At 60.6% G+C, this 26,967-nt stretch carries 28 protein-coding genes, 1 tRNA gene and 1 pseudogene; 19 read left to right on the top strand and 11 right to left on the bottom strand.

The window, feature by feature from the left end; translation table 11 throughout:
* Positions 1–10 precede the first annotated feature (10 nt).
* The 8 genes from AB4048_RS22935 to selB all read left to right on the top strand — a co-directional run bounded on the left by AB4048_RS22935 (position 11) and on the right by selB (position 10,594).
* Positions 11–478 carry a MarR family winged helix-turn-helix transcriptional regulator gene (locus AB4048_RS22935; protein WP_442204295.1) on the top strand — a complete coding sequence of 156 codons (468 nt, stop codon included), beginning with the start codon at positions 11–13 and terminating at the stop codon, positions 476–478.
* Positions 479–660: 182 nt separating this feature from the next.
* A complete protein-coding gene (gene fdnG / locus AB4048_RS22930) occupies positions 661–3,756 on the top strand; it encodes a formate dehydrogenase-N subunit alpha (RefSeq protein ID WP_442204294.1) in 3,096 nt (1,031 codons plus the stop codon).
* Positions 3,753–4,727 carry a formate dehydrogenase subunit beta gene (fdxH, locus tag AB4048_RS22925; RefSeq protein ID WP_442204322.1) on the top strand — a complete coding sequence of 325 codons (975 nt, stop codon included), beginning with the start codon at positions 3,753–3,755 and terminating at the stop codon, positions 4,725–4,727. The genes fdnG and fdxH overlap by 4 nt, the downstream gene beginning before the upstream one ends.
* The gene (locus tag AB4048_RS22920; protein ID WP_442204293.1) at positions 4,724–5,410 is read left to right on the top strand and encodes a formate dehydrogenase subunit gamma; all 687 of its coding nucleotides are present in this window, start codon (positions 4,724–4,726) and stop codon (positions 5,408–5,410) included. The genes fdxH and AB4048_RS22920 overlap by 4 nt, the downstream gene beginning before the upstream one ends.
* Before the next feature lie 108 nt (positions 5,411–5,518).
* The gene (fdhE, locus tag AB4048_RS22915) at positions 5,519–6,439 is read left to right on the top strand and encodes a formate dehydrogenase accessory protein FdhE (protein ID WP_442204292.1); all 921 of its coding nucleotides are present in this window, start codon (positions 5,519–5,521) and stop codon (positions 6,437–6,439) included.
* 3 nt (positions 6,440–6,442) lie between these two features.
* Positions 6,443–7,846: an L-seryl-tRNA(Sec) selenium transferase gene (selA, locus tag AB4048_RS22910; protein WP_442204291.1), complete on the top strand. Its 1,404-nt coding sequence runs from the start codon at positions 6,443–6,445 to the stop codon at positions 7,844–7,846.
* Positions 7,833–8,618 carry a tetratricopeptide repeat protein gene (locus AB4048_RS22905; protein ID WP_442204290.1) on the top strand — a complete coding sequence of 262 codons (786 nt, stop codon included), beginning with the start codon at positions 7,833–7,835 and terminating at the stop codon, positions 8,616–8,618. The genes selA and AB4048_RS22905 overlap by 14 nt, the downstream gene beginning before the upstream one ends.
* Positions 8,615–10,594, top strand: a complete 1,980-nt coding sequence (gene selB / locus AB4048_RS22900; protein WP_442204289.1) for a selenocysteine-specific translation elongation factor — start codon at positions 8,615–8,617, stop codon at positions 10,592–10,594. Before AB4048_RS22905 ends, selB begins: the two co-directional genes overlap by 4 nt.
* Position 10,595: 1 nt before the next feature.
* Here the strand turns inward: selB and AB4048_RS22895 are convergent, their stop codons facing one another.
* Both AB4048_RS22895 and AB4048_RS22890 read right to left on the bottom strand, forming a co-directional pair.
* Positions 10,596–10,940: a type II toxin-antitoxin system HicB family antitoxin gene (locus tag AB4048_RS22895; RefSeq protein WP_442204288.1), complete on the bottom strand. Its 345-nt coding sequence runs from the start codon at positions 10,938–10,940 to the stop codon at positions 10,596–10,598.
* 8 nt (positions 10,941–10,948) lie between these two features.
* Entirely contained in the window at positions 10,949–11,092 is a 144-nt protein-coding gene (locus AB4048_RS22890) for a type II toxin-antitoxin system HicA family toxin (RefSeq protein ID WP_442204321.1), read from the bottom strand.
* 309 nt (positions 11,093–11,401) lie between these two features.
* Between AB4048_RS22890 and AB4048_RS22885 the strand changes: the two genes are divergently transcribed.
* Positions 11,402–11,497: transfer RNA gene (locus tag AB4048_RS22885), tRNA-Sec, on the top strand.
* Positions 11,498–11,576: 79 nt separating this feature from the next.
* Here AB4048_RS22885 and AB4048_RS22880 read toward each other — a convergent pair.
* From AB4048_RS22880 to AB4048_RS22860, 5 genes are all read right to left on the bottom strand, one after another.
* A complete protein-coding gene (locus tag AB4048_RS22880; protein WP_442204287.1) occupies positions 11,577–11,912 on the bottom strand; it encodes a hypothetical protein in 336 nt (111 codons plus the stop codon).
* Between the two features lie 81 nt (positions 11,913–11,993).
* On the bottom strand, positions 11,994–13,043 hold the full coding sequence (gene selD / locus AB4048_RS22875; protein WP_442204286.1) for a selenide, water dikinase SelD: 1,050 nt from the start codon (positions 13,041–13,043) through the stop codon (positions 11,994–11,996).
* Between the two features lie 273 nt (positions 13,044–13,316).
* A complete protein-coding gene (locus AB4048_RS22870) occupies positions 13,317–13,628 on the bottom strand; it encodes a hypothetical protein (protein WP_442204285.1) in 312 nt (103 codons plus the stop codon).
* Between the two features lie 134 nt (positions 13,629–13,762).
* Positions 13,763–14,791, bottom strand: a complete 1,029-nt coding sequence (locus AB4048_RS22865; RefSeq protein WP_442204284.1) for a dimethylarginine dimethylaminohydrolase family protein — start codon at positions 14,789–14,791, stop codon at positions 13,763–13,765.
* Between the two features lie 72 nt (positions 14,792–14,863).
* Complete coding sequence (locus AB4048_RS22860) at positions 14,864–16,744, bottom strand: adenylate/guanylate cyclase domain-containing protein (protein WP_442204283.1); 1,881 nt, start codon at positions 16,742–16,744, stop codon at positions 14,864–14,866.
* A 534-nt stretch (positions 16,745–17,278) separates the two neighbouring features.
* Between AB4048_RS22860 and AB4048_RS22855 the strand changes: the two genes are divergently transcribed.
* Together AB4048_RS22855 and AB4048_RS22850 are read left to right on the top strand one after the other, a co-directional pair.
* A complete protein-coding gene (locus AB4048_RS22855; protein ID WP_442204282.1) occupies positions 17,279–17,797 on the top strand; it encodes a hypothetical protein in 519 nt (172 codons plus the stop codon).
* A gap of 83 nt (positions 17,798–17,880) precedes the next feature.
* Complete coding sequence (locus AB4048_RS22850; RefSeq protein WP_442204281.1) at positions 17,881–18,138, top strand: hypothetical protein; 258 nt, start codon at positions 17,881–17,883, stop codon at positions 18,136–18,138.
* 117 nt (positions 18,139–18,255) lie between these two features.
* On the opposite strand, the gene AB4048_RS22845 is transcribed toward AB4048_RS22850, so the two are convergent.
* On the bottom strand, positions 18,256–18,621 hold the full coding sequence (locus AB4048_RS22845; protein WP_442204280.1) for a hypothetical protein: 366 nt from the start codon (positions 18,619–18,621) through the stop codon (positions 18,256–18,258).
* A 273-nt stretch (positions 18,622–18,894) separates the two neighbouring features.
* Here AB4048_RS22845 and AB4048_RS22840 point away from each other — a divergent pair, with 273 nt between their 5' ends.
* From AB4048_RS22840 to AB4048_RS22820, 5 genes and pseudogenes are all read left to right on the top strand, one after another.
* Positions 18,895–19,125: a hypothetical protein gene (locus AB4048_RS22840; protein WP_442204279.1), complete on the top strand. Its 231-nt coding sequence runs from the start codon at positions 18,895–18,897 to the stop codon at positions 19,123–19,125.
* 823 nt (positions 19,126–19,948) lie between these two features.
* Positions 19,949–20,692, top strand: a complete 744-nt coding sequence (gene minC / locus AB4048_RS22835) for a septum site-determining protein MinC (RefSeq protein WP_442204320.1) — start codon at positions 19,949–19,951, stop codon at positions 20,690–20,692.
* A gap of 90 nt (positions 20,693–20,782) precedes the next feature.
* Positions 20,783–21,598 (top strand): septum site-determining protein MinD, encoded by an 816-nt coding sequence (gene minD / locus AB4048_RS22830; RefSeq protein WP_442204278.1) that lies wholly within the window; start codon positions 20,783–20,785, stop codon positions 21,596–21,598.
* Positions 21,595–21,852: a cell division topological specificity factor MinE gene (gene minE / locus AB4048_RS22825; RefSeq protein ID WP_442204277.1), complete on the top strand. Its 258-nt coding sequence runs from the start codon at positions 21,595–21,597 to the stop codon at positions 21,850–21,852. Before minD ends, minE begins: the two co-directional genes overlap by 4 nt.
* A gap of 161 nt (positions 21,853–22,013) precedes the next feature.
* A pseudogene (locus AB4048_RS22820) lies at positions 22,014–22,332 on the top strand (aspartate 1-decarboxylase); the annotation flags it as partial.
* A 375-nt stretch (positions 22,333–22,707) separates the two neighbouring features.
* Here the strand turns inward: AB4048_RS22820 and AB4048_RS22815 are convergent.
* Positions 22,708–22,980 (bottom strand): hypothetical protein, encoded by a 273-nt coding sequence (locus AB4048_RS22815; RefSeq protein ID WP_442204276.1) that lies wholly within the window; start codon positions 22,978–22,980, stop codon positions 22,708–22,710.
* A 124-nt stretch (positions 22,981–23,104) separates the two neighbouring features.
* Between AB4048_RS22815 and AB4048_RS22810 the strand changes: the two genes are divergently transcribed.
* The 3 genes from AB4048_RS22810 to AB4048_RS22800 all read left to right on the top strand — a co-directional run bounded on the left by AB4048_RS22810 (position 23,105) and on the right by AB4048_RS22800 (position 24,802).
* On the top strand, positions 23,105–23,314 hold the full coding sequence (locus AB4048_RS22810) for a hypothetical protein (protein ID WP_442204275.1): 210 nt from the start codon (positions 23,105–23,107) through the stop codon (positions 23,312–23,314).
* 127 nt (positions 23,315–23,441) lie between these two features.
* Positions 23,442–24,107 (top strand): transcriptional regulator, encoded by a 666-nt coding sequence (locus tag AB4048_RS22805; protein WP_442204319.1) that lies wholly within the window; start codon positions 23,442–23,444, stop codon positions 24,105–24,107.
* A gap of 128 nt (positions 24,108–24,235) precedes the next feature.
* Positions 24,236–24,802: a hypothetical protein gene (locus AB4048_RS22800; protein ID WP_442204274.1), complete on the top strand. Its 567-nt coding sequence runs from the start codon at positions 24,236–24,238 to the stop codon at positions 24,800–24,802.
* Between the two features lie 358 nt (positions 24,803–25,160).
* Here the strand turns inward: AB4048_RS22800 and AB4048_RS22795 are convergent, their stop codons facing one another.
* Positions 25,161–25,439 carry an HU family DNA-binding protein gene (locus tag AB4048_RS22795; protein ID WP_442204273.1) on the bottom strand — a complete coding sequence of 93 codons (279 nt, stop codon included), beginning with the start codon at positions 25,437–25,439 and terminating at the stop codon, positions 25,161–25,163.
* A gap of 60 nt (positions 25,440–25,499) precedes the next feature.
* Positions 25,500–25,895: a WGR domain-containing protein gene (locus tag AB4048_RS22790; RefSeq protein ID WP_442204272.1), complete on the bottom strand. Its 396-nt coding sequence runs from the start codon at positions 25,893–25,895 to the stop codon at positions 25,500–25,502.
* Positions 25,896–26,967 lie beyond the last annotated feature (1,072 nt).

Here is a 26,967-nt window from a genome sequence, read left to right as displayed (position 1 = left end):
AACATTTCCCATGAAGACGCTCTATGCCATGCCGGGTCACCTCATCCGCCGCGCCCACCAGATCAGCACGGCGATCTTCGCCGAGGAATGCGCGGCTTACGATCTGACCGCCATCCAGTATGCGGCGCTCTCGGCAATCCGCAGCCATGCGGATCTCGACGCCACCCGCCTGTCGGGCGTGATCGCCTTCGACCGCACGACGATCGGCGGCGTACTGGACCGACTGGAAGCCAAGAGCTGGATCAAGCGCGAACCGAGCCCGACCGACCGGCGCATCAAATTGATCCGGCTGACGCCTGATGGCGGCAAGCTGCTGGAGGAGGTGGCTACAGCCGTCGCCCGCGTGCAGGAACGTCTTCTCGAACCCCTTGAGGGGGAGGACCGCGCGACGTTTTTGCGCCTCCTGGAGAGACTGACCGACGTTCACAACGACCTTACCTCGGCGCCGCTGCAAGCCCTGAGCGAGGCCGGATCGTAGCGGCCGTCTCCGCCAGCAGGGAATCGCCTCATGCCGGGCGATTTTGCCTTACCCTGCGTCAGGCGGAAAAGGTGCCCCGGCCTCCATATGCATTGCCAAAAAGTATCGATGGCGTCTTGACTTAGCAGGTCCACACCATACACTTTCCATTGTGATGTATCACACCCAGACGGAGGCAACCTATGAATGTAGACCTCTCGCGGCGTGACTTCCTGAAAGCGGCCGGCGCAACCGTCGTCGTGACCTCTTTCGGTGCGATGGGTTTTGACGAGGCCGAGGCCGCCGAAATCGCGCACGTCCGTCCCTTCAAGCTGACGACGACCACGGAAACCCGCAATACCTGTCCCTATTGCTCGGTTGCCTGCGGCGTCATCATCTATTCGAAGGGTGACCTTAGGAAAGGCGAGCCGGCGCACATCGTCCACATCGAAGGCGACGCCGACCATCCGACGAACCGCGGAACGCTCTGTCCCAAGGGGGCGGCGCTCAAGGACTTCGTGCACGCGCCGACCCGCCTCAAATATCCCATGCGTCGCAAGCCCGGCTCCGACAAGTTCGAGCGCATGTCCTGGGAAGAAGCCTTCGACCGCATCGCGCGCCTGATGAAGGACGACCGCGACGCCAATTTCGTGGCTGAGAACAAGGCGGGCCTTGCCGTCAACCGCTGGACGACGGTCGGCATGCTCGCCGCGTCCGCCACCACCAACGAGACGGCCTGGGCGACGTTCAAGTTCGCCAAGAGCCTCGGAATAGTCGGTTTCGACAATCAGGCACGCGTCTGACACGGCCCAACGGTGTCCAGTTTGGGCCCAACTTTTGGCCGTGGCGCGATGACCAACGCCTGGACCGACATCAAGAACACCGACCTCGTCGTCGTCATGGGCGGCAACGCGGCAGAAGCGCACCCCTGCGGCTTCAAATGGGTGACGGAAGCCAAGGCCCATCGCGGCGCCAAGCTGATCGTCGTCGATCCGCGCTATACGCGCACGGCCTCGGTATCGGATTTCTACGCCCCCATCCGCCAGGGAACGGACATCGCCTTCCTGAACGGCGTGATGAAATACTGCATCGACAACGACAAGGTGCAATGGGAGTACGTCAAGGCCTTCACCAATGCGGCCTATATCATCAAGGACGGCTTCGGCTACAAGGACGGCCTGTTCACCGGCTATGACCCGGAAAAACGCGATTACGACAAGTCGACCTGGGACTACGTGCTCGGCGACGATGGTTTTGTCACCATGGACCCGACGCTTGAGCATCCGCGCTGCGTTTGGAACCTTTTGAAGGAGCAACTGGCCCCCTATACGCCTGAGATGGTCGAGCGCATCTGCGGCACGCCGAAGGACAAGTTCCTGAAGGTGGCCGAAATGATCTCGGAATGCTCGTCGAAGACGAAGACGATGACGTCGATGTATGCGCTCGGCTGGACCCAGCATTCCAGCGGCTCGCAGAATATTCGGGGCATGGCGATGCTGCAGCTCATCCTCGGCAATATCGGCGTGCGCGGCGGCGGCATGAACGCGCTTCGCGGTCACTCCAACATCCAGGGATTGACCGATCTCGGGCTGATGTCGCACCTGCTCACCGGCTATCTGACGATGCCGACGGAGAAGGACAAGGACTTCGAGACCTATATGTCGACGCGGCAGTTCAAGCCACTGCGGCCCGGCCAGACCAGCTACTGGCAGAACTACCGGAAGTTCATGGTCTCCTTCCAAAAGGCCATGTGGGGCGATGCGGCGCGCGCCGACAACAGCTGGGCCTTCGAGTACATCGCCAAACTCGACGTGCCGTCCTACGACGTACTGCGCATGTTCGAGCTGATGTTCGACGGCAAGGTCAACGGCTATCTCTGCCAGGGCTTCAACCCTATCCTCGCCTTCCCGAACCGCGACAAGAACACGAAGGCGCTGTCTAACCTCAAGTGGCTCGTCACCATGGATCCGCTGGAAACCGAGACGGCTCGCTTCTGGGAGAACCATGGCGACTTCAACCCGGTCGACACCGCTTCGATCCAGACCGAGGTAATCCAGCTGCCGACGACCTGCTTCGCGGAGGAGGAGGGGTCGCTCACCAACTCCGGCCGCTGGCTGCAATGGCACTGGGCCGGAGGTTCGCCGCCGGGCGAGGCCAAGCACGATACCTATATCATCGCGCAGATCTTCCTGCGGCTGAAGGCGCTCTACCAGAAGGAAGGCGGCGCCTTCCCCGATCCGATCGTCAATCTCACCTGGGACTACACCGATCCGGGCGAGCCGACGCCGGAGGAGCTGGCGAAGGAGATCAACGGACGGGCGCTCGCCGATATCACGGATCCGGCCGATCCGACCAAGGTTATCGTTGCGACCGGCAAGCAGCTCTTGAACTTCTCGCAGATGAAGGACGACGGCACAACCATGTGCGGCTGCTGGATCTATTCCGGCTGCTTCAACGAGAAGGGCAACAACATGGCCCGGCGCGACAACCACGATCCCGACGAGACCGGCGCCTATCTCGGCTGGACCTTCGCCTGGCCGCTCAACCGCCGCACGCTCTATAACCGCGCCTCCGCCGACCTTACGGGCAAGGCCTGGGATCCCACCCGCAAGATCATCGAGTGGGACGGTACGAAATGGGCGGGCTACGACGTGCCCGATATAGCGCCCAACGCCAAGCCCGGCGATGTCGGGCCGTTCATCATGAACCAGGAGGGCACGGCGCGGCTGTTCTCCCGGGGTCTCATGCGCGACGGGCCGTTCCCGGCGCATATGGAGCCGTTCGAATCCCCCGTCGCCAACGTCTTCAATCCGAAGATGCGCGGCAATCCCGTCGCCCGCATCTTCAAGACGGATGCGGATCAGCTCGGCACGCCCGACGAGTTCCCCTATGCGGCGACCTCCTACCGGCTCACCGAGCATTTCCACTTCTGGACCAAGCACAACCGCGTCAACGCGGTGCTGCAGCCGGAATTCTTCGTGGAGATCTCCGAGGAACTGGCCAAGGAAAAAGGGATCGCCAACGGCGGCTGGGTCCGCGTCTGGTCGAAACGCGGCTCGATCAAGGCCAAGGCCATGGTCACCAAACGCATCCGGCCGCTGATCTGTGACGGTAAGCCCGTCCATGTGGTCGGCATTCCGCTGCACTGGGGCTTCACGGGAGCGGCAAGGAAGGGCTTCGGCCCCAACTCGCTTGCGGCCTTCGTCGGTGACGCCAATATCGAAACGCCGGAATCCAAGGCGTTCCTCGTCAATATCGAACCCTCGACGGCGCCAAAGGATAGGGAGGGCATAGCCTGATGGACAGTCCGCGCACCGCCGTCAGCAATCCGCCGGTACAGCCGGTGGAAAGCAACCTCACCGAAAGCGATCTCATCCGCCGCTCGGCCACCGCGAGGTTGCCGCAGCCCGCCCGGCAGCTGACGCCGGTCGCCAAGCTCATCGACGTCTCGAAATGCATCGGCTGCAAGGCCTGCCAGTCGGCCTGCATCGAATGGAACGACACCAATCCTGCCATGGAGGAGAATGTCGGGAGCTACACCAACCCGCACGACCTCACCGAGGACATGTTCACGTTGATGCGCTTCACCGAGTGGGTGAACCCGGAGAACGACAATCTCGAATGGCTGATCCGGAAGGACGGCTGTATGCATTGCGCCGATCCGGGCTGCCTGAAAGCCTGTCCGGCGCCGGGCGCGATCGTGCAATATTCGAACGGCATCGTCGATTTCATCCACGAAAATTGCATCGGCTGCGGCTACTGCGTGAAAGGCTGTCCCTTCAACATTCCGCGCATTTCGCAAGTCGATCATCGCGCCTACAAATGCACCCTCTGTTCCGACCGTGTGGCGGTGGGGCAGGGACCCGCCTGCGCCAAGGCGTGCCCTACGCAGGCGATCGTCTTCGGCACCAAGGACGATATGAAGAAGCACGCCGAGGAACGCATCACCGACCTCAAATCCCGCGGCTATGACAATGCCGGCCTGTACGACCCGCCCGGCGTCGGCGGCACCCATGTCATGTACGTCCTGCACCACGCCGACAAGCCGCACATTTATGCCGGCCTGCCCGACGACCCGCGCATCTCGCCGATTGTAGAAGTCTGGAAGGGTGTCACCAAGTATGCGGGCCTGGCGGCAATGGGCTTGGCGGCTGCGGGCGCGATCCTGCACGGCGTCTTCGGCAAGCCGAACCGTGTGCAGCGCGAGGACGAGGAGAATGCCGAGCGCCTCGTCGATGCGGCCGAAAACGGTCGCGGGGAGGACGCATGAGCGGGTCAAGAGACATATTGCCCGACGACGAGATCCACCGGGGACCGCCGATCACGGTTGGCCGCTACGGGCCGGGAAAGCGGCTCAATCACTGGATCACGGCGTCATGCCTCATCCTGCTTGCGCTTTCGGGTTTGTCGCTGTTTCATCCTTCGCTTTTCTTCCTGACGGGGCTCTTCGGCGGCGGCCAGAACACCCGCATGCTGCACCCCTGGATCGGCGTAGTGCTGTTCTTGAGCTTCTTCATCCTCTTCGCGCAGCTTTGGCGCGCCAATCTGCCCACCCGCGCCGACGTGCAATGGACCTCGCAGATCGGTGACTTCATCGCCGGCCATGAGGAGCGGTTGCCAGAGCTCGGCAAATACAATGCCGGGCAGAAACTCATCTTCTGGGGCATGGCCTTTTTCATCATCGTGCTCATCGCAACCGGCCTCCTCGTCTGGGACCAGTATTTCGGGGAAACGACACCGATCGATCTCAGGCGCGCCGCCATCCTTATTCATTCGATCAGCGCTGTTCTGATCCTCCTGCTCTTCATTCTGCACGTCTATGCCGCGATCTGGACGCGCGGGACGCTCCGGGCGATGACACGCGGAACGGTCACCGGCGGTTGGGCCTGGCGCCATCACCGCAAGTGGCTGAAGGAACTCGCTGGACGCGGCCGGATCGATCCGGCAGAATGATCTAGACAATGCACCCGCCAGGGCAGAGAGGGGTGCCTTCTGGGGTGGCGTCGCAAATGGCGCGCAAAGGACGCTTTAAAGCTGTGACCGGTCGGTCCGCGAGGTCAAATGTCCGCATCCTCCATTCAGCCCGATCCCTCAAGTGTGGGGGGCATCGCCAAGGCGCGGTTCGTCGTCACGCCCGATCCGCCGCGTCTGTTCTCCATTCGCGCTGCCCGCTTCGCGGCGCTTGCCGAAGGTAGCAGGCTTTCTCCCTATCTCCGTTTTCTCGCCGGTATCGCCGGTATCCAGGCAGCGCTCGCCGAAAGCCTGCCCGCACCTTCGCCCGTCCCCGCCGATCAGATCGCGTTGGCGCGGCAGAACGCCATGCCGCCGATCGACCGCCTGGCAATGGCCGGATCGTCGGAATGTCGCCAGACGCTGCGCGACTTCCTTGATCGGCTGGCCGCGCTGGAAAAGCCTGCGGCCGCCGCGGCGGCACTTGCGCAGCTTCGCGATGCGGATGCGAAGGAACTCGATCGGATCGTCGCCAACGTCGTTGCCGATATCCTGCCGGCTGAGAGCCTTGCCCAGCACCTCTATGTGGTCGCCGCGATCCAGATCCACGCGGCCCGCCTTGCCGCAACCCTCGACCACGAGCGACTTGCCCCGATCCGCGTAGGCGTCTGTCCGGCCTGCGGCGGGAGGCCCGTCGCCTCCATCGTGACCAGCGTCCAAGACATGGAGGGCGTGCGCTACGCCTCCTGTTCCTGCTGCGCCACCTCGTGGAACGAGGTGCGCGTCAAATGCCTGGCCTGCGGTTCGACCAAGGGCATCGGCTACCGCGCCGTCGAAAGCGGTGTCGACGAGGCGACGATCAAGGCGGAAGTCTGCGACAGCTGCTTCTCCTGGACCAAAATTCTCTACCAGAACAAGAACCCGTCGCTGGAAGCGGTCGCCGACGACGTCGGAAGCCTTGGCCTCGACCTTCTGATGAAGGATACCGACTACCACCGCGCCGGCTTCTACCCCTATCTCGCGGGCTACTAATCCATGGCCGACCTTTTAGACCTTCGCGCGCTTCCCTCTATCGACCAGATGCTGAATGCGCCCGATGCCGCGCCGCTGCTTGAACGTCATGGCCGGGCGGTGGTGACGGAACAACTGCGCAGCCTGCTTGCCGAAATCCGCCAGGCGGTTCGTGACGGCGGCGGCGCGCTGCCGCAGATAGACGACGTCTTTGCCTCACTGCTTTGTCGTCTCGACTATCGTAGCCGGTCGAACCTTCGCCCGCTCTTCAACCTTACCGGCACGGTGCTGCACACCAATCTCGGCCGGGCGCTGCTGGCCGAGGAGGCCATCGCCGCCGCGGTCGACGCGATGCGTGAGGCAGCCGCCCTCGAACTCGACCTGGACACCGGAAAGCGCGGCGAGCGGGACAGCCACCTGCGCATGCTTCTGTGCGAACTGACCGGCGCCGAGGACGCGACGGTCGTCAACAACAACGCCGCGGCCGTGCTGATCGCGCTTGCGACGGTGGGAGAGGGGCGCGAAGCCATCGTCTCGCGTGGCGAACTCATCGAGATCGGCGGCGCCTTCCGCATGCCCGACATCATGAAGCGCGCCGGCGTCCGGCTCGTCGAAGTAGGCACGACCAACCGCACCCATCCGCGCGACTATCGCAAGGCCATCGGCCCCGATACCGCGCTGATCCTGAAGGTGCACACGTCCAACTACCGCATCGAAGGCTTCACCGCCGAGGTGCCGGGTGCGGAACTCGCCGTCATCGCCCGCGAGGCCGGGGTCGTGCTCCTGAACGATCTCGGTTCTGGAACCCTCGTCGATCTTTCGCGCTATGGACTTGCGAGGGAACCGACAGTGCGCGAGGCGGTCGCCGACGGCGCCGATCTCGTGACCTTTTCCGGCGACAAGCTGCTCGGCGGCCCGCAGGCCGGCTTCATCGTCGGCCGCAGGGACCTGATCGCCGAGATCAACCGCAATCCGTTGAAGCGGGCGTTGCGCCTCGACAAGATCCGCATTGCCGCCCTGGCGTCGACGCTCAAACTCTACCGCGACCCGGACCGTCTTGCCGCCCGCCTGCCGACGCTGCGGATGCTGACGCGCCGCGAGGGAGAAATCCGGGCGCAGGCGGAGCGGCTGCGCCCGCAGCTTGCCCGGCTTTTGGAAAAACACGGGTTCACTGTGGAGATATGCGCCTGCCGCAGCCAGGTCGGCTCCGGCGCTTTGCCTGTCGATACGCTCCCGAGCGCGGGTCTGCGCATCCTCGGGGAAAGAGGCACCAACCTCGAACGCCTGGCCGCCGCTTTGCGGGCGCTCGCCCGGCCAGTGATAGGTCGGCTGGGCGACGGCGCGTTGATCCTCGATCTGCGCTGTCTTGCAGACGAGGCGGGCTTTCTCGAAAGCCTGTCGCAGGTGAGCGGTCATGGGCTGGCTTGACCATCTCACCAGGGCAAAGCCGAAGCCGGCGGCCGACGCGATGGCCGACGCGCTTCAAGCAGCCAATGCTGGCGACTACAGCCGCGCCCTGTCGATCTGGGAACCGCTTGCCCGAGAAGGCGTCGCGCGCGCCCAGAACAATATCGGCGCGTGTTTCGCGGAAGGGCTCGGCATTCCGCGCAACCGGGAGATGGCGCTGAAGTGGCTCACGCTGGCGGCGACCGCCGGCGATCCTGTCGGCCAGCGCAACTATGCCGCCTTCCACATGCAGGGGGTGACCGGCAGCGACCCCGACTATGCGCTTGCAGCGCAGTACTATCAAAAAGCCGCCGAACAGGGCGACCCGACGGCTCAGGACATGCTGAGCTGGATGCTGCTTGAAGGCGAGATCGTGCCTGCTGACCCGCTAAAGGCGCGCCATTGGGCGGAGCGGGCCGCTGAAGCTGGCATTGCCGCATCGATGACGCGGCTCGGCATGCTCTACCATAATGCGCTCGGCGTGCCGCGCGGAGCGGAAAGGGCGGTCCACTGGTGGGAAAAGGCCGCCGCAAAGGGCGATGCGGACGCGCAGGCCATGCTGGGTGCGGCCCTGCATATCGGAGTCGGTATCCCGCGCGACGGGGTCGCTGCCCTTGCCTGGTTGATCCGGGCGAGCAATGGCGGCAGCACGCTGGCGCAGCCCTTCCTCGGACCCGTCCGCGACGGCCTCTCGGCCGCCGAGATTGAGGACGCCGAGCGCCACGCGGCAATGCCACTTGGAGAGACGCCATGATCGTCGGCATGGCGGGCCATATCGATCACGGCAAGACGGCGCTCGTCCAGGCGCTGACCGGCGTTGATACCGACCGCCTGAAGGAAGAGAAGGCGCGCGGCATCACCATCGATCTCGGTTTCGCCTATGCCCGCTTCGCGGCGGAGCGGGTGACCGGCTTTGTCGACGTCCCCGGTCACGAGCGCTTCGTCCATACGATGCTGGCCGGCGTCGGCGGCATCGACTATGCGCTTCTGGTGGTCGCCGCCGACGACGGCATCATGCCGCAGACGCTCGAACACCTCGCGATCCTCGATCTTCTCGGCGTCAGGCGCGGGGTCGTCGCGCTCACCAAGGCCGATCTTACCGACGCCGCGCGTCGGGAAGCGGTGACGCGGGAAATCCGCGTGATGCTTGCCCCGACTGGGCTGGCGGACGCCCCGATCCTGCCCGTTTCCACAATTACCGGCGAGGCGCTCGACAGTCTGAAAGACCTGCTGGCCCAGGCGGAGGCCGAAACCGTGGCGCGACGCGCCGGAGGTCGGTTCCGGCTTGCCGTCGATCGCTGCTTCACGCTTTCGGGCGCCGGCACGGTCGTCACGGGCACGGTGCTTTCCGGCTCGGTTGCCGTCGGCGACCGGGTGACGGTTTCGCCGGCCGGGCTTGCGGCCCGCGTACGCTCGATCCACGCCCAGAACCGGCAGGCGGCGCATGGCTCGGCTGGCGAGCGCTGCGCTTTGAACCTCGCGGGCGAGGGGATCTCCAAGGAGGCCATCGTGCGCGGCGACCTGGTGGTCGATGACCTGCTGCACGCGCCGGCGGAGCGCATCGATGCCGAGCTTTTCGTGCTTGCCGGCGAGCCGAAGCCGATCGGCGAGTGGTTTCCCGCCCGGCTGCATCATGGCAGCACGGAAGCCGGCGTCCGCATCGTGCCGCTGGAAGCGCCCGTTCATCCGGGCGGTACTGCCAAGGTACAGCTCGTGCTCGACCGGCCGATTGCCGCCGCCGTCGGCGACCGCTTCATCCTGCGCGACGTCTCGGCGCGGCGCACCATCGGCGGCGGCCGGCTGCTCGATCTCAGGGCGCCGCTGCGCAAGCGTCGATCCCCGGAGCGGCTGGCATTCCTCAACGCCGCTTCCCGCGCGGATCCGGCCGAGGCGCTGTCCGCCCACCTTGCCGCGCCGCCCTTCCTCGTCGATCTCGATGCCTTCGCCCGCGATCGGGCGCTGTCGGAAGAGGAATTGCGCGCCGCGATCGATGCCGCCTCCGCCGAGATCGTTGCCAGCACGCCCCGGCGACTTGCGCTGTCGCCGGTTCAGCGCCGCGCCCTCTCCGAGGAAATCGAAAGGATACTGGCCGCCTTTCACGCCGGCAATGCGGACCTTCAGGGGATCGGCCGCGAGCGGCTGAGATTGCTGGTGACGCCACGGCTGCCCGCGCCGGCGTTTCTGGCGGCGCTGAGGGCCGAGCAGGCCGAGGGCAAGCTCGTGCTCGAAGGCGCCTTCGTCAGGCTGCCGGGCCATGTCGTGCGCCTGAGCGAAGCGGAGGAGAGGTTCTACGCCCTGCTGGTTCCGCATCTTGAAGGGGAAGGGCGCTTCCGCCCGCCGCGCGTGCGCGATTTCGCCGAAACGCTCGACCTTGCCGAACGCGAGGTACGCGAAGTGCTGAAGCTTGCCGCCCGGCTCGGCCGCGTGGACGAGATCCGCCACGACCATTTCTTCAGCCGCAAGGCGACGGCGGAGATGGTCGAGATCATCGCCGAGGTCGCGGGAGTGGCCGAGCACGGCGCGTTTCCCGCCGGCCACTTCCGCGATCGCGTCAACAACGGCAGAAAGGTTGCGATCGAAATACTCGAATTCTTCGATCGCCAGGGAGTGACGATCCGGCGCGGAGATCTACGCCGCGTCAACCCGCACCGGCTCGACCTTTACCGCGAGCCGGCTCCCGATGCCGGGGAGGCAAAGAGAACAACCCGTCCTCGGTGGGGCCGTAGTTGACTCAGGCTGAAAGCCTAGCCTCGAAGTTGCTGGCGGCCTCATCGAGCGCTTCTTCTGCCCACTGATTGAGGCTCTTGCCGGATAGTTCAGCGGCAACGGCTGCTTTTCTATGAACATTGGGAGAAACGCGGAACATCATCTTGCCAGAATATGGTTTCTGGGGTTCCTTCCCCAAGACCTCGCAGCTCCTAAGGTAATCCTCGACGGCCTCATGAAAGGCTTCCTTCAGGCCAACAACGGAATCTGAATGAAAGCCGACGACGTCCTTGATGCCGGCGATTCTACCGAAGAAGATTTCGTCTTCGCTGTCGAATTCGATGCGGGCGCTGTAGCCGTTGTAGTTCATGATATTGGTCATGGCGTCACTCCGATCAAAGCAAGAAATTCCCGAGCATCCTTGACTTGGTAGCGCTTGGCTTCCTTTTCCGGGTGAGGGCGATGGAAACTTGAAACGTTGCCATCCTTCACGAAGCGGACACGGGAACCGTCGACTTCAATGATCTCGCAACCAGCAGCAAGAAGAAGGCTTTCGATATCGGCCCACTCAATCGTTTCCGATACTGGGAGACAGCCGCCAGTATCTTCTTCTGCTTGCTGTTCATGCTAGCAAGGTAGGTGGTCAACAAACGTTTTGCAAGCACATTGTGCTAGCGCCTCGCGGGGCGGCAGCTGAACGAACTGCGCAGATCGACGAGATTATCAGCCGCGCTGCAGTGGACAGAGGCGAATGCAAAGGGTAGCAAAGCGGTAGCAATTGCCGGCGTTTGCACGTTGGATTTTTGCGAAATGGCAATGAAATCAATGTTTGGAGGAGAAACATGCCCGGTGGCATGTCCGGACTTCAAATCCGGGTGGGGCAGCGAGGCTGTCTCGGGTGGGTTCGACTCCCATTCTCTTCCGCCATCGGGGAAAACCCAATGATGGCCCGCCAGACGGATTTCGACAAGCGGTTGGCCTATGCCTAGACCGTTTGTTTTTACGGTCAGCATGCCTCTTTCGGTTCGGCCTCCATCGCAAGATCGAGGCCGCGCGCGGTTGGCGGTTGCCAGGTCTTTGAGTCTTCGGTCGCGCCTTGCGGGCTGGTCCCGATGTGAGCGCCGCCCGTGCCGCCGGTCCAGCCCGTCGATCCGGCGTTGCCGGGGGCGGTACCGTCGCCGCTTGCCGTGTCGGGCGGCGTCGCCGGCTCGGCCTTGCCGGCGGCATTGGCGCAAGGAGCGGCCTGGTCCGCGGCGCGTAGTTCCGCGAGCCCCATGGATGCGAAGGTGAGGACGGTTACCGCAAGAAGGCCCACGGGCCGCAGCGTTTTCAGGTCGCGCATCGCATTCTCCATCGTCGGAATGGGTAATGCAGCGAGAAACGCCCGGTGCGCCCGCTTGTTCCTGTTGGCGGCGCAATGCGCTCAGGCGACAACCCTTATGCCGACCGGGCCGGTCTCGGCCCTTCCGATCACACGGGCCATGGGATAGCCGGCATCGCGGATCGTCCGCAGGATGGTCTCAGCCTTTTCGGCGGCGCAGGCGACGAGCAGTCCGCCTGATGTCTGGGGATCAGCAAGCAGCAGGCGCTGCCAATCGGGCAGTCCCTCAGGCAGGAAAACCTCCGCACCGTAGCTCTGCCAGTTGCGCCCGGACGCGCCGGTGACATACCCCGCCTCCGCGAGTGCCTCGGCCTCGGAAAGGAAGGGAAGACGCGACAGTTCAAGGGCAAGCGTCACGCCGGACGCGCGGGCCATTTCAAGGCCGTGGCCGAGGATGCCGAAGCCGGTGACGTCGGTCAGCGCGTGCAGGTCGGGATCGCGCGCGAGCTCCGATCCGACCCGGTTGAGGAGCGTGGTCGAGGCGATCATTTCGTCGTAGCAGGCCGGCGGCAGCGCGTTTTTCTTCAGCGCCGCGGAATAGATGCCGACGCCGAGCCCCTTGGTCAGGATCAGCGCGTCGCCGGGCCGGGCGCCGCCGTTGCGGCGCAGTTCGTCCGGCCGGCAGAGGCCGATGACGGCAAGCCCGTAGATAGGCTCGACGCTGTCGATCGAATGGCCGCCGGCCACCGGTATTCCGGCTTCGGCGCAGATGCTCGCGCCGCCTTCGAGGATTTTTCTGATCGTATCGGGCGCGAGCTTGCCGATCGGCATGCCGACAATGGCGAGCGCCAGGATCGGCCGCCCGCCCATGGCATAGATATCGGAAATCGCGTTGGTGGCGGCGATCCGCCCGAAGTCGCGCGGATCATCGACAACAGGCATGAAGAAATCCGTGGTGGCGATCACGCAAGTGTCGTCGTCGATCTGCCAGACGGCGGCATCATCGGCCGCCTCATTGCCGACGAGAAGCTGGGCGAAGGGCGCCGTCGCCGGCTGGTTGGCAAGCAGGTTCTGCAAAACCGAAGGCGCGAGCTTGCAGCCGCAGCCGCCGCCATGGGCAAGGTCCGTAAGGCGTATCGCAACAGTGTCCATGCAGCCCTCCGACGATATGAATCCCGCCAGCGCCGGTCGATCGCCATGGCGTCCGCCTGCTCTTGTCCAAGAGAGCTTGGAACCGGTACGCGAAAGTCAATAGCGCTGCCGCGAGCACACCTCTCGCACCGCATCTCCGAAAACGCCGCCAGGTCGCGCAAACGGCTCGCGCGGTGGCGTACGGCGTTTGCCATCAAGGCAACCGCCGTGCGTACCGGATCGATGGTTTTGCAGCAGGAAGCAGACCCAGCCCGCTGATCTAGAGGCGTGCCTCTACATTTTCTTTAAGATGGCTTCATCCCCGGCGATGTTTCCCAGCCAGCATTTCTCGTAGATGTTCGTTGGTGGATTGGGGATCTGCGCCTTCAACCGGCTGAGCAGTTCGAGTTCGCCCTTCACCAACGCTGCGAGCTTGGTTTGGTCCGCCGCGGCGTATTCGTCATGCGCCAACTGGTGGTTCTCGAAGCTGGTGAGCCAGCCTTTCCTTATATCCGCGTCGAGGTCCGTCTCGTTGACGATGGCCACGAACCGCTTCACCATGGATGCTTCTTTTTCAAGCACGTTCCTTGCGTTTTCCTGCACCATATTTGCCTCCATTGCTTGGACAAAAGGATAGTGGAATTTCAAGGCCTGGTCATACTTGGTGGGATTGGCATTTCAGCGCGACAGCGTAACAGAAATCCAAGCGATCCGCACTGCCCATTGCTCGGTCGATTTTATCAGCGCGAATGCTTGATCGGCATGACGAGGCAAGACAGCAGCGCGCCCGACTTGTAAAATTCCGACATCGAGAAAACCCGCAAACTGCGGCCAAATCGCGCGCAGATCTGTTCCAGGCGATCGATCTTGGCCTTCTCGACCTCATATCTCGCACTACCGCTTTCAAGCTCCTGGATATCGGAATCGCAGATCACCTCGCCGGGCAGCAACAGGCCGTTGGTCATGCCGGAGCGCGCCTCGTCCGGCGAGATATCGATGATCTCGCAATGCTGCTCGATCATCCGCAGACAGGTTCGATCGGCAAGCGACGTGCACAGCATCAGCGCCTCGTCGCTCAGGCGAAACACCCAGCAGTCCAGGTGATAGAGGTAGGGATCGGTAATATGAAACGGCACGATTTCCATGTCGAAGCGCTTGGCGGCCCAGGAAAGCGCATTGCGCGACGTTCGCATTCCATGCGCCCCGATATAGAGGTTGCCCCTGACATGCTTGAGATCCGCTTCACCCTCGAGATAGACCGGTGCGCCACCGATGGTTTTCGGCGGCCGCTCGACCGAAAAGTTCATCAGCTTGAAGAAGTCGATGCCGACCTTTGCCTCCCCGACACGGGGCTCGGTCTTGAACCGCGAAATGATCACCGTGTCCCTGGCGCAATGCGGCAGCACCACGCCGAGGTTTGAGACGTAGGTCTGATCCTGCAGCCCGAACTCGGTCGGCAGAAGATAGACGATGGCGTGCTGGGTGACATGCCGGTAGAGGCCCTGGAATTGCGCAACCGCTCGATCAAGCCGAACGCCCCGGTCCTCGGGGCTCAGGTCTTCCATCCAGACGTTGTTGGGAACCTCCGTCGAGAGCGACAACGGCAAGTTCATCAGCAGGACCGGGCAGTCCAGGCCGGCAACCCGAAGACCTTCGGAGAAGGATCGCACCGGAGCGCCGCCAGGAGGCGCCGATTTCCCGGCATCCTGGGCACGGTTTTGCGTCGGACCACCGTCGGCATGCAATGGCTGAGGAAGCTCCTGATGCATGACTGTCCCCCTGTCCGCGCAAATCTGCGCTGTCGCAACCAACCTCGGCCAAGCGCCGATCAAGCCCTTATTTCAATTGGGCAGTCCCGCCCGCCGGAACGATTCCACGCGCCGATCGACCTGCTCCTTGAGCTTATAGGGACGGGTCTGTACGAACTCGGCGATCGAGAACTTCGGCTCCAATGCGAGGATCTCCTTGACGATCCTGCGCGCGTCGTCGCTGCGGCCGATCTTCGGATCGGCGTAGGCCGCAGCGAGCGTCGGCAAGAGCCAGAGTTGATCCTCGGTCGGTTTCGGATCGACCACATCCTCGAGCGTCGCAATCGCCTCGGCCGGCATGCCGGCTTCCTGATAGGCCCATCCCAGATATTCCGAATACCAGCTGTCGTGGAACGGGTTGAGGCGGATTGCTTCCTTGAGCTGCGTCACGGCCTGTTCCGGATGGCCGATATAGATCAGCAGATTAGCCATCTCAGCCAGGAGCTCCGCGTCGTTCGGATTGAGTTCCCGAGCGCGCGTGTAGCTCGTCGATGCCTTGTCGTAATCGCGGTTGTAAAGGGATGCCCAGCCGAGAACCCAGTGGCTGCGATAGTCGTTGCTGTCCAGCCGGACGGCCTTCTCAGCCATCTCGAGGGTCAGCGCAAGGGTCTTGTCGTAGTCGTCGGTCCAACCGAAATCGTAGTCCGAGGAATAGGTCCAGGCGAGGCCGGCATAGGCGCGGGCATAGTTCGGGTCCTCAGACCTGGACTTTTCGAACAGATCGCGCGCGGCCTGATTATCCTCTCGCGTGAAATTCGACCACTTCTGCCAGCCTTTCATCAGGTAGTCATAGGCGGTGAAGCTGTTGGGGTTTTTCGCCGCCAGCCGTGCGATCTCTGCATCGGCGAGTTTGCCGTGGGTGCCCATGAGGGTTCCGGCAATGGACCGGGTAATGTCGTCCCTTATCTCGAATATGTTGTCCAATTGCCGATCATAGCGGTCACCCCAGAGCTGGTGTCCGGACTCCGCATCGATCAACTGTGCCGTCACGCGAATGGTTTGACCGGATCGCTGCAGAGTGCCCTCCACGACGTAATGAACGTTAAGTTCTTCCCCGATTTTATGAACTTCCGTCGGCCTGTCCTTATACCGCATCGTAGAACTTCGAGCCATGACCAATATGTCGGGAAACTTTGCAAGAACGGTGGTCAATTCCTCTGTGATGCCGTCGGCGAGATACTGTTGATCGCCGTTCGCGCTGATATCGTCAAAAGGAAGAACGGCGATGGCGGGATGTTCGGGCAGGGAAGATTCACCGTGGTTGAGCATGCGCTCTATCGCGGAAGGCATGCTCAAATAGAAGGCGCTGGCCACGACCAGGAGCGGAAACATCACCAGCCCGGTGAAAAGCCCGAAGCGGCGCTTGTAGATCGACGGAAGGATCCTTTTTCGCCAAGGCAACGGCGTCGAGGAAAGTCGATAGACATGCACCGGCTCGGCAATGTTCTTCAAGCGGTATTGCCCGATGTCCTCGAAGGCAATCTCCACCACTTTTTTGATCTGATCGTAAACGGGCTGCGAAATGCAGACCCCACCGGGATTAGCGATCTGTTCGAGCCTTGATGCGACGTTTACGCCGGTTCCGTAGAGGTCGTGTTCGTCAGCAATCATGTCGCCGAGATTGACGCCGATCCTGAACATCATGCGCCGGCTTTCGGGCACGGACGCATTGCGATCCTCGATCTCGTGCTGGATCTCGACCGCACAGCGAATGGCGTCGATGATGCTTTGGAATTCGGCCGATATGCTATCGCCGGCAGTGTTGAAGATGCGGCCGCGATGGGCAACGATCACTTCTGCGGCAACGGCCCGGTATGCGAACAAAGTGGCGGTGGTCGCCTCTTCGTCGTATTCCATGAGGCGGCTATACCCGGCCACATCAGCAGCGAGTACCGCTACAAGCCGACGCTCCATGACCGAGGCCTCCTCCTAGCGCATAATTCCCTAAATCAGCTTCGATTCAAGTGGAAAATTATGGGCCATTTCAAAGTGCTGCAGCGACACAAGCGCGTCCTGAAGACGCGCGACGCAGTGAGCGGCCGCAAAGGTCGGACAAGACAACATCCGATGATAGGAGATTGGTTGCCTCGACGCTAGCAGTCCTTGCGCCGCCACGGACGCCGCCGGCGGGGCGGCAAGGCGCGTTCGCGCCGAAACGAAGCTGGCGGTTTGGCGGATCGGCGCCGCACCACAGAAACTAACTTTCTTTTTCGGAATCGAGGCAAATGCCCTTTTCCTTGTTTAGTACGATTATATATGGCCACGGGGATGGGAAGTACCAACATCCCAATCCGGCATCGGAGTATGCCGGTCAGCCAGAGCAGTGCCCAAGGGACGAACAGCCTCGCATTTTTCTATTTTATGGCGCTGAATTTCTTCGCGTTATCACGTTGGTCGCGCAGATCATCGCCGCGCCCACACAATTCTGCACACGAAAAGGGGATGCCAATGAGAAACTTCTTGACACTCATCGCGACGACGTCACTAGCACTTTCGTCTGCGATGACAGCCTACGCGCAAAATCCAGTTCCCAGCGCCAGCGATGTACTGGTCAAGTATGGGGAAGTCGAGAACTGGACCGTCTATACAAATCAGACCCGCGGCGATTGCGTGATCGTGCGCGACTATGGATCGGGTTCGGTGCAAATGGGGGTCACCGCAAATAAGGAAGTGGGCTATCTTGGGGTGTTCTCGAAGGAGGATATCGGCCTTAAGAACGGGACCAAGTCGGAAGTGTTCGTCTCCATCGGCGGGCATCTCTATGGCGGTGTTGCCACCAGCACCCACGGCGAACTCAAGGGCGGATATTCTGGCGGCTACATCCTCACAGACAACCCGGAGTTCAAGCGCGCCGTGGCGAAGAAATACGAGATGATAGTGTTTCCAGAAACCAAGGGAACCTTTGTCGTCGATCTGAAGGGAACCTACAAGGCAATGGCAATGGGCAAGAAGTGCCTGAAGCATTGACCGCCTGCTTTGATATAGCCAGTTCGACATCATACCGCTCGCCCGTGTGAAAACGGGTGGCGGTTTTTAAAGGGGATCACACAATGCACGCATTGAAGCCTCTACTCACCGCTTTGGTGGCCACTATGTTCCTCGCAGGCTCGGCAGGACTGTCCTCTGCGACGGATCAGGCGCAACAACGCCGCACCGGGCGTGACGTCAAACAAGATACGCGGCAAACGTCACGCGATACGAAGCAGGATTGCCGCGCCGCCAACCAGCAAAGCAACGCTGCTTGCCGTCAGGATAAGCACCAGACGAAACAGCAGGGACGCCAGCAGTCCCGAGACATCAAGTATTAAGTAGCAAGCACAAATCAGCGCATCACATGTGTGCTCATCGAACCGCCGGCCTGTCGCCGGCGGATTTCGTCTGTCGTTTCAATGAACTTGGAAGACTGCGCGTCGGCCAGCCTTCGATTATTGGGATTTCAGGTAGCGAGCTTGTCCCGATGCGCGAAGCTCATCCAGCGTCTTGCCCACGCAATTTCCACCGCCGTGACCTCCTACAGCCTTCGCGTGGCCCTGCAGCGATATCGTGCCGACCATACTATCGGAGGCCGCGTAAGTGGCCGTGCCATCCTCCGATATCCGGGACAGATGGAATGCGAGATAGGTGGTCTTGGATTTGCAGATCACGACAACAGGAAATTCGTCGAGAGGCTCCTGTGCACGGACGATTGCTCCGGTCGCCTGGCTGAAATGAAGCGATACCCAGGTCGCGAGCAGTATCGATGCGATGATCTTAAGTGATCTGCTCACGTTCCAACCCGATGCAGAAGTCATCCACGAACCTCCTCAAGTGCGAAATCACAGTTTCTATTTTAGCAAGGAAGCACCACAATAAACCAAACGCCTCGAAAATATAGTCGCATGGCGCGAACATTTCAGGATGTTCTTGCGGTTCGGCGGCTGGAGAAGACCTACGCCGCGCCCGCGGACTGAACTCCTGCGCTCCGCACCGACGAAAATTCGTCCCCCACCGCTCGCCATTGGAACTTTAGGCGGCCAATTGCTGTTTTTAGGTCGGCCTTCTGTGGATTTCGGGAGGAAATCACAATGACCCGCCAGACGATACGCCCCACCGATGAACACCTAACCTCCGATGATCTCGCAATCTGCCAGCGCGCGTTGGAAAGCGTGTGCAAGCGTCAAGGTATTGCCAAGGCTTCGGATGAAGAGAACCGCATGGCGGCCATTACCATCGAGCTCTACCGTCACGGGGTCCGGAGCGAATGGCATTTAACCGAGATGGTCAGCGCGGCGGGCGCAATCAGTCGGCCAGAATAGAGAAGCGGGCACTGAGCATAGTGAACAGAAGGATCTGCTCCGCAGACCTATCCCGCCTCGTTGCCGTCGTTTTGAGACGTGCTGAGCACAGCAGCACCACAACAATACTCGCTGCCTGAACAAACCCGTATTTGGATACTGAGCAGCATATCCAAATAATATTTCCAAAAACGTCTCTATTTTGACTTATATATCCGTTATTCAAATGGTTAACAAGAAATTAATCAATACATATATTGTGTTTTATGTAGATTTATGCTATATTACTTGACGTAACGTCAGGTCAAAGGGTGACGATATGCTCAAAGACACCAAGACATACTCCATACGGCTACCCCAGCACCTCGCCAGTGAACTAAAGAATGAAGCCGGCGCCCTGGGCCAGACATTTAGTGGCTATGTTACCCGCATCATTACCGGACAGCAGGCGCGAAGGATCAAGCTCGTTCAAGTTGGGAAGTCAACCGAGCGGACGGACCAGGTGCAGTCCGCAGGTGAGGAAGAAAAGCGTCGGATGCGAGGGGAAGGTTGATCTCCCACAGCCGGAACAATTGCTGCCCGGCGGGCGAGGTGGGTATCCTGTCGATTGTAGGCTTCGTAGTGCGTTGCAACTTTGGCATTCGTCCGCTCTCCAATAGAAAATTATTAAGAGCCAAAAATTCGCTACCGTGAACGAAGCTTCGGCCTCCTCCGGCGCCTAGCCAACGGGAATTGTTTGTTTTTCTGCTTGAAGGCAACTGAGAGATCCCTCCAAGAAAGGCGGAGGCGTTAACCATTTGTTAACCAAATCACCGCTAAATCGGCTTAGAAAAAATTAACGAAGATTTCCGGTGTGTTAACAGACGCGCGCTCCATCCGTATCAAAGGCCGCTCCTTCCTGGCGGTCGTCCTGACCCCCGATCTGCCCTTCGATGACTGGCTCGCCCGGCTGGACGATCTGGCGGCCCGCTCGGCTGGCTTTTTCCTCAACAGGCCCGTGGTGCTTGATGTCACCGACCTGCAGGTCGGCCGGGACGAGATGAGGGATTTCATCGCCAAGCTCGGCGCCCGCAACGTCAGGATCATGGGTATCGAGGGCGCACGGCCGTCGCAGCTCGACGCCGGCATGCCGCCTGCCATGCAGGGCGGGCGCCCGGCGCCTGACGTCGAGGTGACGGAGACCGCGCCGGCAAAGCACCCGGCCGCGGACCCCAGTGCCGCTGCCCCGGTCACCGTGGTGCCGGCGCCTCGCGCGGCCGCCTCTTCGATCGTCCTGCACGAGCCGGTGCGATCGGGGCAGTCGATCATATTTCCCGAGGGCGACGTGACCATCATCGGATCGGTCGCCTCCGGCGCGGAGGTCATCGCGGGCGGATCCGTCCATATCTACGGCGCTCTGCGGGGGCGGGCGCTGGCCGGCTCCGTCGGAAACGCCGGCGCCCGGATCTTCTGCCGCAAGCTCGAAGCCGAGCTCTTGGCGATCGACGGGATCTACAAGACAGCCGACGACCTGCTGAAGGATCTGCGCGGCCAGGCCGTGCAGCTCTGGCTGGAGAACGAGGCGATCGTGGCATCCAAACTCAACTAGGGCATGTTTCCCGGAAGTCCGTAACAGGTTCCGCACAGAGGCATGCTGCAATCGCATCAATACGAAAACCAAGGAAAACAGGAGAGGGGCATGGGAAAAGTCATCGTTGTAACCTCCGGCAAGGGCGGAGTTGGCAAGACAACGTCAACGGCCGCGCTGGGTGCTGCACTTGCCCAGCGGGGCGAGAAGGTCGTCGTCGTCGATTTCGACGTCGGGCTTCGTAATCTCGATCTCGTCATGGGTGCCGAGCGCCGGGTCGTCTATGACATGGTCAACGTCATCCAGGGAGAGGCCAAGCTGCCGCAAGCCCTGATCCGCGACAAGCGTCTCGAAACGCTGTTTCTGCTTCCGGCCTCGCAGACCCGCGACAAGGATTGCCTGACGGCCGAAGGCGTCGAGCGCGTCGTCAATGAGCTCAGGAAGCATTTCGACTGGATCATCTGCGACAGCCCCGCCGGCATCGAACGGGGCGCGACGCTCGCCATGCGACATGCCGACGTCGCCGTGGTCGTTACCAATCCCGAAGTCTCTTCGGTCCGCGATTCGGACCGGATCATCGGCCTCCTGGATTCCAAGACCGCGAAGGCCGAGAACGGCGAGCGCATGGAGAAGCATCTGCTCCTGACGCGCTACGACGTCAGCCGGGCGGCGCGCGGCGACATGCTGAAGGTCGACGACGTGCTCGAGATCCTTTCGATCCCGCTTCTCGGGATCATCCCGGAAAGCATGGACGTTCTCAAAGCCTCGAACCTCGGGGCACCGGTCACGTTGGCGGATGAGCATACGGCGCCGGCAAAGGCCTATTTCGAGGCGGCGCGCCGTCTCGCCGGCGAGACGATCCCGGTCACAATTCCCGGCGAGAAGCGCGGGCTTCTAGGCAAAATCTTTGGACGGAGGGCAGCATGAACGTGTTCAACTACTTCCAGAAGAAAAAGTCCGCGCCAATCGCGCGCGAGCGGCTGCAGGTGCTGCTTGCGCACGAACGCGTCCGCCCTGGAACCGACCTCGTGTCGATCCTCAGGGAGGAGATCCTTGCAGTGATCGCAAGACACGTCGAATTCGACGGCGATCACCTGCAGGTGAAGATCGATCGCGGCGAGCACGTTTCGATCCTTGAGATCGACGTGGAAATTCGGGCAAGCGCGGCACGCGCTGCCTAAGCGACGACATCGTGGGACTTGAAGCGGGGGAGCGATTATCTTCGCCCCCCGCACGTCTCAACTTTGGACCCTCCCGCTTGCAAGCAATAGACCGTTGCCAGCCAAGTCGCGCTCCATACTTCAACCAATCCACCTACATATAAATGATGCGTAACGTCTAGATATGGAACAAGAACTCCGATGCACGGACTTCTACCTACGTTATCTTGGGTAACGCGGTTCGCGATGCTGCATTCTGAATGGCGCTGCGGCCCGCACCTAACAGGCCGGAGATCAGGTCATTATCTGCAACTCCGTCTATCTCAATGAAGGCCGGTTGACGTCGTTGAAGCCAAAAGTGCTGACGTTCGACCGGGACAATCACGTCAGCGAACGTCTGACATATTCCGTCGAACTCGATGTTGAGGGCCGATATACCTTCGACATCACCAATCAATCCGTCTGAGGCTGCCAATCCCGCTGCTGGTGTCAGGCGAATAGGGCGGGGGAAGGGTGCCGCGGGCAGCGACTCGGCCTCGATGTCCCGAACGACTGCTCCGGGAAAACGCGACGGACCCTCGGGATCAGCGCGTACTCCGATTCCAACATATTTGGGATTGAACGTCGTCTCATCGCCAGCCGATTTTTCTACTTTGTCCCGATGATGCCGCCCGTCAGTCCGACGGCTGCCGCAGTCAGGAGCAGTTTTCCACCGACGGCGAAAGGCGCAGCCTCACGTGAGGGATTGTGGGATCGTTGTAGCCGAGGAGTTCGACAGTCCCACGATCGTACGATATACCGGCGAGCGGTTCCACAATGCCAACAGCGCCGTGCGAAATGAATCCGCGTCGTCACCGTGGGGTACGCACCGTGATTCTAGGCTTCGTAATCTAGAACAAACGACCTAATGGGAAACATGTCTTCCCCGTAGTGGTGAAGGCGCGTGTGATGTCGTCGGCACAGCCAGCGGACTTGCAATGGATTCTCGTAGTGGTCGTGATGTGCATCAACTGCATCGTTGCCGCAGACCTCGCAAGCCTGTCGTTCCAATTGGCCAGCTTTCACTGCTCTCTGGACCGCCAGATGGGCGTCATATTTTGCCGGGTTTGCCCGACGCCAATTCGCCTGTCGCGTCTCACTTTCGATCATGATGTGGCCCCAGTCAAATTGTTGCCCGCTCGCGCTTTAGCCGATCCCTCGCTCCGGTCGAAGAAGTGGATGCGTGCGAAAGCACTATAGAGGGGACGCGGTCAGGAGCAAGGCAACAGGGACAATGATCGCTGACGCCGTCAGCGCCCAAATCGATGCGATTTTGAATATTTTAGAAACCGGCTTTCCGAAGCCCAACTCCCTCCCCTGCACGCCGATGCCAACGGCTGCGATGGGCCTGTCCCCAATCAGAATTTCTGCCGATCGACCGATCTCGGACGTCGCCGTCATCGTCGCCCTCCCTCCTATTCAACATAAAGTTTGCCATGGATGATCAGTCTGTCGGGATTTCCCCCGGCCTTGGATCTGGACTGCTCACGCGAAAATCGCTATTTGCGGCGCTTGATGCTATGCCAAGCACGTTGGTGAAACAGCAGCACCACATCCCCGAGCCCTTCACCGTGAAAAACGTCCAACGCAGTTTTGCCGTCGAGTATAAATCCGGTCGGCGAAAACCCAATCTCAAAAACTCGATCTGGGGTGACATGGATCTGAAGTCCATTGCGCGAGATGTGCAGGAAGAGGCAACGCCATTCCCAACCGTGGAACTGCAGGATAGTAAATCCGGCGGCGATTTACCTTTACCTGAAGCAGATCATGCAGGTTCGTTGACATTGCCGATCGGGCAGCAGACAAATGCGGCAACAAAACGGGAGAAGATCATGGCCGACGAAATCAATACGATCACCAGTACTGAAGCTCCGGCCATTGTCGAAGCACCTCTTGCGCCGAAGAAACAGCGCAAACCCCGCGCGAAGAAGGTTGCCCCAGAAGCGGTATCCGTCGAGGTTGCTGCAGAACAGGCAGCTGCGTCGAACAGCGCACCGGTCAAGCAAAAGAGGGGACGCAAGGCCAAGTCGATTGAAGTTTCGAGCAGTGCCAAGCTCGCGCCTGTGAAACGTGCTCCGAGGACAGTGCAAACACCGGCTGCTTTGCCAACGGCGGCAATTGATGAGATGGCGGACCTTCTCCAGTTGGAAGAGGAAAACCAGAGACTGCGAAAGCTGCTGGCTGAAAAGCTTCGCGCGGAAAATGCCGATCTACGCAAACGGCTCAAGCTCGATTGATAAACAGCGGGCGGCCAAGGCCTGGCCACGTTCCTGTGCTTATCGAGAGGAATATGTTGGTGCTGGTGGCAGCTCGCACCAAAGCCAGAACTCACAGCCTGCATGCGGGATAGAACGCGAGGTCATAGATGGCGTCTCCCTGGAAATTTCTTGCTCGACTTGTATCACCGCGACGGGAGCGACAAGAAAAAAACGAAGCAAACGGCGACGTTAAACCAGAGGCGTTGACCAGCGGCGAGCCTACAGAGACGGTAGATGACCGCGGGCTGACCTTCGGGGATCAGCCAGCCAGCGAAGAACAGCGACCTCGCACTCAACCCGACCCGATTTCCGCAGAGCCGAAGCTTACCGAGGAAACGGCAAGCAGTCTTCGGAACGGGGTCGGCAGCGAAAGCGCCAAAAGCATCGCGGTTGCTGAACCGGTTTCACCCGATGACTTTGATTTCGTCAAACCAGCACATGACGCCACGAAGTCATCGACGACTGCCAGCGTCACAAGGCGCAAGCAGAGCGAGCGTCGCAAAAGAGCTGAAGCGGTGGATGTCATTGCACAGTCTTCCCCGGTCGTTCCCACTTTTTCCGACGAAGCGATAAGATTGGATGAAGAGATCAGGTTTCTCCGTGACGGACTGGCGGGCAAGCTTCGACAGCAGAACGCGCAATTGACGAAAATGCTTGGGCGGTTCGAACGTTGAACATGTCGTGATCTCCGCAGAGCGTGGCGGCGGCTCCTGTCTGGCTTTGGGATACACGCATACGATTTGCCCGTTGAAGCCTTTGGGACGCTGATTGTTTCACGATGTGTGGTTTTGAGCCGTACGGCGGACGAGGTGATTTCGAAGGTCGCCTATCCGCCGTCGTCACGGCGGACGCGGCCCATGGCGTTCCTAGAAAACCCAATCGCGCTTAGTGCCGAAACCACGCGATTGAAAAAATTGTTCGCCGCGAGGCTCCGAGCCGAGAATACTCAACTGCGCACCATGTTACGGCGATTCAGGGATATCTGAGGGCGAAGGACGGACGAAAGGACTCGCCTGACGAGACCTGCAAATATCATTTGTTCAGCGCATCCTTTAGCGCTTTGGCTGGCGTGAAGCCGAGCTTCCTCGAGGCGGCAACCTTAATCGTTGCCCCAGTGGAGGGATTACGGCCCTCGTGCTCTGGCTTTTCCTTAATTTTAAACTTTCCAAACCCCTGTATCGAAGTCTCGGCGCCGGAAGTCGCTGCGGAGCTGATCGCAGCAAATACAGCTTCGACAATCGCCTTGCTCTGCGTTTTGGTCAGGCCGTGATCAGCCGCGATCTTGTCTGCAATGTCGTTAGTGGTCGTCATCTCTGTTCCCCGTGTTGAAAACAATGCCATGATTTCCACTAGACGTCGGCGATGTCACGATCATTTTGTGCGTAGGACTTGGGGGAGATCATTTCCACAGCCTCCAACCGGCCTATAGCCCTTCCTATGCTTCTTGCGAGCAAGCGCGAGAAAGTGGATGGCGGCGTCTAGCTCAGTCGGGAACATCTCGCTTTTCTCGCCGCCGCGCTTCCCGACCCGGCCCCAGAAGCGGACGACCGCGGCGTCGCCAAACAATGTGGGTTGGATTGTGAGCAGATAGTAACGCGCGACGTTCTTGGTCCGATCAATGCGTTGAGAGTAGAGTTCATATGGGTATAGAGCCATGACCATACCATCGGGTCGCTTATCACTGATGTCCAACGAGAGTTTTGAATCGATCGACTTGAACTGATTCACGACGGTGATGAGTGATGAACTAGGGAGGGCGGTCGCCATGATATCGGCCTCCGCGCGGCCCGTTACGGAGCACTCTCCAGTTTCGCGGACGGCCGTGCGGAGTACGCTGAATCATGAAACTCAAAAACGAAGCCTAACGACGGCCCGATGCATCCCACGATGTCGAAGCGATGCATTGTTTCTCAGATTGCTCCGCAATCCGCGCGTTACCGTTGAAGACATGAGAGCCAAGTTTGCCACATCCGACGCTCCATGGCGCGACGAGGGAAGTACGGTGCCCCGTTGCCGCTCTCAACAACGCAAGGCTGGTCTCGCACGCGCTCATCGTCGCAGGAAGGGAAGGGGCCCTGCGTCGAGCTTGGTCGCTTCAAATAGCCGGGCACGTTAGGGATTGTTGGAGTTTCCCGAACAAAGTTTGGAATTCTGCACTATTGTTCCGATCGCCCGAAAAACCATTCAGTTCGAATTTCGAAATAATAACGGGCCGCCACATTCCGCAAAGTTCCGGAAAAAATGGTTGGTGACGCTCCGGTTTTTGGGGATTAGAGCACCGCGATATCCGCTTGCCCCAATCGATAGTTCGAATTTCGAAATGAAGCGAAGGCGGACAACCAACGTTTAGTTTAGTCGGTCACTAATATAATTACTATTTCAGTCACTAAATCAGTCAGTAGACGCTTTCAGGCTACTCGCGCGGGAAGTTGCCATCGGCATCCCGGCATGGTCGGGCTCGCTCCAAAAGCAGGATAGTCGCCGAGAGATCATTTCGAGTTTCGAAATATCGGCGCAGTTTTTCGCATACCTCCGGAAGTCGGCTTGGGGCTGCTGGGTGGCTAGTACTAAGCAAGAGAAGGATCTCACCCGTCCGAACTTAGTCTGCAGTATTGCTCTTATGAGACCTGTGCGCGGGAAGGACTATTGCGTTGATTCTGTTTAATTTTGTGGCACCCAGRTTARWGGTMGTAGTGATATCAGCGCCGACGTTGCCGGCTGTAGCTTCTGGCGCTCCGGTGGAAGCGCCGGTGTTGTTGTTGCCGCTACCGGGCCATCGCAATGACGTTTAAACTCCGTTTCATATTGTAGGCGATGGCGGTAAGGCGAATTTGAACGC

It is taken from the genome of Rhizobium sp. RAF56, from assembly GCF_052113965.1.
Lineage (GTDB): Bacteria > Pseudomonadota > Alphaproteobacteria > Rhizobiales > Rhizobiaceae > Rhizobium.
This window is presented reverse-complemented; position numbering and strand designations above follow the sequence as displayed.